The sequence below is a fragment of the Acidovorax sp. LjRoot204 genome, from assembly GCF_056175785.1.
The window spans coordinates 1-4454 of the sequence record NZ_JBGFFF010000245.1 but is presented as its reverse complement, the minus strand read 5'-3'; the positions used below and the strand labels follow the sequence as shown (position 1 = coordinate 4454).

General features: G+C 68.7%; 2 protein-coding genes. Both read right to left on the bottom strand.

Translation table 11 applies throughout. The features are described 5' to 3' along the window. Positions 1-2638, bottom strand: a 2638-nt coding sequence (locus AC04MI_RS23645; RefSeq protein ID WP_476498863.1) for an efflux RND transporter permease subunit, incomplete at its 3' end; no start/stop codon positions are given. 54 nt (positions 2639-2692) lie between these two features. Beyond that, positions 2693-4450, bottom strand: a complete 1758-nt coding sequence (locus AC04MI_RS23640) for an efflux RND transporter periplasmic adaptor subunit (RefSeq protein ID WP_476498864.1) — start codon at positions 4448-4450, stop codon at positions 2693-2695. Positions 4451-4454: the final 4 nt, after the last annotated feature.

Below are 4454 nucleotides of genomic sequence, written 5' to 3'. Positions count from 1 at the left end.
GCACGATGTACATGGTGACCACCGCCGCCAGAATGAGCAGCAGCGTGTTCGACAGCGACGCCTGGAACGCCAGCGCCGCCCCCTGAAAGCTCGTCTCCACCGACAGCGGCAACTGCCCCTCAGCCTGCACGGCGGCCTTCTCGCGCTCGATGGCGGCCACGGCATTGCCCAGCGACACACCCGGTGCGGTGTTGAACGAAATCGTCGCCGCAGGCAGCTGGCCCACGTGGTTGACCACCAGCGGCATGTTGCGCTCCTCGATGCGCGCCACCGATGACAGTGGCACCGGCGCACCAGCGCTCGACGGCACATAGATGCTCTGCAACGCCTCGGGCCCCACCTTGAACTGTGGCGCCACCTCCAGCACCACGCGGTACTGGTTGGACTGCGTGAAGATGGTCGAGATCAGCCGCTGGCCAAAGGCGTTGTACAGCGCGGCATCGATGCCCGCCACCGTCACCCCCAGCCGGCTGGCCTGGGCGCGGTCGATCTGCACATAGGCCTGGCGGCCCTGGTCCTGCAGGTCGCTGGCCACATCCGTCAGCTCGGGCAAGGCGCGCAGGCGGCGCAGCAGCTCGGTGGTGCTGGTGGTGAGCTGCTGCATGTCGGGCGATGACAGCAGCCACTGGTACTGCGTGCGCGCCACCCGGTCTTCAATGGTCAGGTCCTGCACGGGCTGGATGAACAGGCGGATGCCCGGCAGGTTCTGCACGCGCTCGGCCAGGCGCTGCTGCACCACACCGGCCTTGTCGCGCTGTGCATGCGGCTGCAGGTCGATCAGCAGGCGACCGGTGTTGAGCGTGGTGTTGGCGCCATCGACACCGATGAACGACGAGACGCTGCGCACGGCGGGGTCTTGCAGCAGCCGTTCGGCCACGGCCTGCTGGCGCTCGGCCATGCCGGCAAACGAGATCGACTGGTCGGCCTCGGTGGTGGCCTGCAGCGTGCCAGTGTCCTGCACCGGAAAGAAGCCCTTGGGGATGAACAGATACAGCACCACGGTGAGCGCCAGGGTGGCCGCAAACACCAGCCAGGTGGTGCCCCGGTGGTTCAGCACCCAGCCCAGCATGCGGCCATAGCCTGCGATGGTGTGATCAAAAAAATGTCCCGTGGCGCGATACAGGCGGCCGTGGCTCTCCTCGGGCGTGTGGCGCAGCAGGCGCGCGCACAGCATGGGCGTGAGCGTGAGCGACACCACGGCSGAGATCAGGATGGWSAYGGCCAGCGTGAYSGCGAACTCGYGGAACAGCCGSCCCACCACRTCGCCCATGAACARSAGCGGRATCAGCACSGCGATCAGCGASAYSGTGAGCGAGATGATGGTGAAGCCGATCTGCTGCGAGCCCTTGAGCGCAGCCGCGAGGGGTGCCTCGCCCTCTTCCACATAGCGGGCAATGTTCTCGATCATCACGATGGCATCGTCCACCACAAAGCCGGTGGAGATGGTCAGCGCCATCAGCGTGAGGTTGTTGATGGAGAACCCCGCGAGGTACATCACGCCACAGGTGCCAATGAGCGACAGCGGCACGGCCACGCTCGGGATCAGCGTGGCCGAGGGGCTGCGCAGGAAGACAAAGATCACCGCCACCACCAGCAGCACGGCCAGGCCCAGCTCCACCTGCATGTCGCGCACCGAGGCGCGCACCGTCACCGTGCGGTCCGTCAGCACCTGCACATCCAGCGACGCGGGCAAGGTGCTTTGCAGCTGCGGCAGCAGGGCCTTGATGCGGTCCACCGTGTCGATCACGTTGGCGCCGGGCTGGCGGCGGATGTTGAGGATCACGCCGGGTTTGGCCCCGGTGTCTGCCGTGCCCGCCCAGGCGGCGAGGCGCGTGTTCTCGGCATCGTCCACCGTTTCGGCCACGTCCTTCAGGCGCACGGGGGCGCCATTCTTGAAGGCGATGATGAGGTCGCGGTATTCGGCAGCCGACTGCAGCTGGTCGTTGGCATCAATGGTGGATGCACGGGCCGGGCCGTCGAAGCCTCCCTTGGCCTGCTTGACGTTGGCGGCTGCGATGGAGGTGCGCACGTCTTCCAGCGTGAGGCCCAGCTGCGCCAGTGCCGTGGGGTTGGCCTGGATGCGCACGGCCGGGCGGCGCCCGCCCGCAATCGCCACCAGGCCCACGCCCTGCACCTGCGAGAGTTTGGGTGCCAGGCGGTTTTCCACCAGGTCGTTCACGCGGATCACAGGCAGCGAGGGCGAGGTGATGGCCAGCGTGAGGATGGGCGCATCGGCGGGGTTGACCTTGCTGTACAGCGGGGGCATGGGCAGGTCGCTGGGCAGCAGGTTGCTGCCCGCGTTGATGGCCGCCTGCACCTGCTGCTCGGCCACGTCCAGCGCCATGTCGAGCGCAAAACGCAGCGTGATCACCGAAGCCCCGCCCGAGCTGGTGGACGACATTTGCGACAGCCCCGGCATCTGCCCGAACTGCCGCTCCAGCGGGGCCGTGACGTTGGAGGTCATCACATCGGGGCTCGCGCCCGGGTACAGCGTGGTGACMTGGATGGTGGGGTAGTCCACCTCGGGCAGGGCCGAGGTGGGCAGCAGCCGGTAGGCCATCAGCCCCGCGATCAGGATGGCCACCATCAGCAGCGCAGTGGCGATGGGGCGCAGGATGAAAAGGCGCGACAGGTTCATGGCGGCGAGTGCGCTGGCAAGACAGGCAGGGGAGAAACCGGGGTGCCGCTGCGCTCAGCGCGCCGGGCTGGCTGCGCCACCCTGGGACGGCGGCTGCTGTTGCAGCCGCTCGCGGATGTAGGCACGGCGCTCCTCCTGCGGCATTGCCATCACGCGGGCGCGCTCGTCGGCGGGCATCTGGTCCAGCAGTGCCTTCACCTGCGGAGGGATGCCCCGCGGGGGTTCAGAGCTACGGTCTGCAGGCGCTGCGGGGGCGGCGGGCGTTGCAACGCCTGGGGATGCTTGCGGTGCAGCTGCTCTGGGTGGTGCTTCGCTGCGCTGCTGTTGTGGCRCAGCAGAGGCCTGCGGGGCAGCGGCGGGAGCACCCACACCCGACGCCGAAGAGGCTGCAGCAGACGCCGCCGACGCTGGAGCCGCTGCGCCGCTCGCGCCCATCTGCGCTCGCCGCTCGCGCAAGAAGGCGCGGCGCTCTTCGGGGCTCATCTTCTGCAGCTTTTCACGCACATCGGGGGGCAGGGATGCCATGAAGGCGCGGCGCTGCGCGGCCTGGTCCTGGGCCGCCTGGTCGGCGCGGGTGACGGCACCGGCATCGATAACCGCGACCTTGGCGCCTTCGCGCAGGCGGTCGATGCCGTCCGTGACCACCTGCTCGCCCTCGCGCAGCTCGCCTTCGACGCTCACCCGGTCGCCGTCGGTCACGCCCACGCGGATGCGGCGCTGGGTCACGGTACTGTCTTCCTGCACCAGGTAGACATAGTTGTTCTGCACGGCCGTGGCCGGCACAGTCAGCACGCCCTGGAGCAGGTTGACCTGCAGGCGCACGTTGACGAACTGGTTGGGGTACAGGGCGCCGTCTTCATTCGCAAAAGCGGCCTTGACCTTGATGGTGCCGGTGGCGCTGTCGATGGCGTTGTCCAGCGCCACCACACGGCCCTTGGCCAGCTGGCGGCGGCTGTCGCGGTCCCACAGCTCCACGCTCAGCTCTTCGCCTGCGGCCATGCGGCGACGCATCTGGGGCAGGTGCGCCTCGGGCACGGAGAACGCTGCATCGATGGGCCGCACCTGGTTGATGGTGACGATGCCGTTCGCGTCGCTCGGCCCCACCACGTTGCCCCGGTCCGCCTGGCGCAAGCCCAGGCGGCCGGCAAATGGTGCGGTGACCTGGGTGTAGCTCAGTTGCAGGCGCGCGGCGTCCACCTGCGCCTGGTCCGAGGCCACGGTGCCTTCCAGCTGCCGCACCAGTGCGGCCTGAGTGTCCACCTGCTGGCTGGCGATGGAGTCGCGCGCCAGCAGGTCCTGATAACGCTTGAGGTCGAGCTGCGCATTCTTGAGCAGCGCCTGGTCACGCTGCAGCGTGCCCTGTGCCTGCGACAGCGCCGCCTGGTAGCTGCGCGCATCGATCTCGGCCAGCACCTGGCCTGCACGCACCTCGTCACCCTCCTTGAAACGCACCGACGTCAGCTCGCCGCCGACCTTGGCGCGCACCACGGCGGTGGCGCGGGCGCTCATGGTGCCGATGGCGCTCACCACCACCCGCACATCACCCCGCTGTACGGTGCCTACCGACACGGGCTGTACGTTGCCGCCGCCAAAGCGCCCGGGCCCACTGCCGGGCTTGCGCGCCGCGTTGGGCCCCGTGGCGGCACCGCCAGCGCTGGCCGCGGCCGCTGCATCCTGGCGCTGTTTCCACCACCAGGCACCACCTCCCACCGCAGCCAGCGCCACGGAGGCCAGTAACAACGCGGAGATCCAGCGCAGCTTGCCAGACTGCAATCTTGCGGGCCTCTGTGGACGGGTCAACGAACGGTTCAGGGGC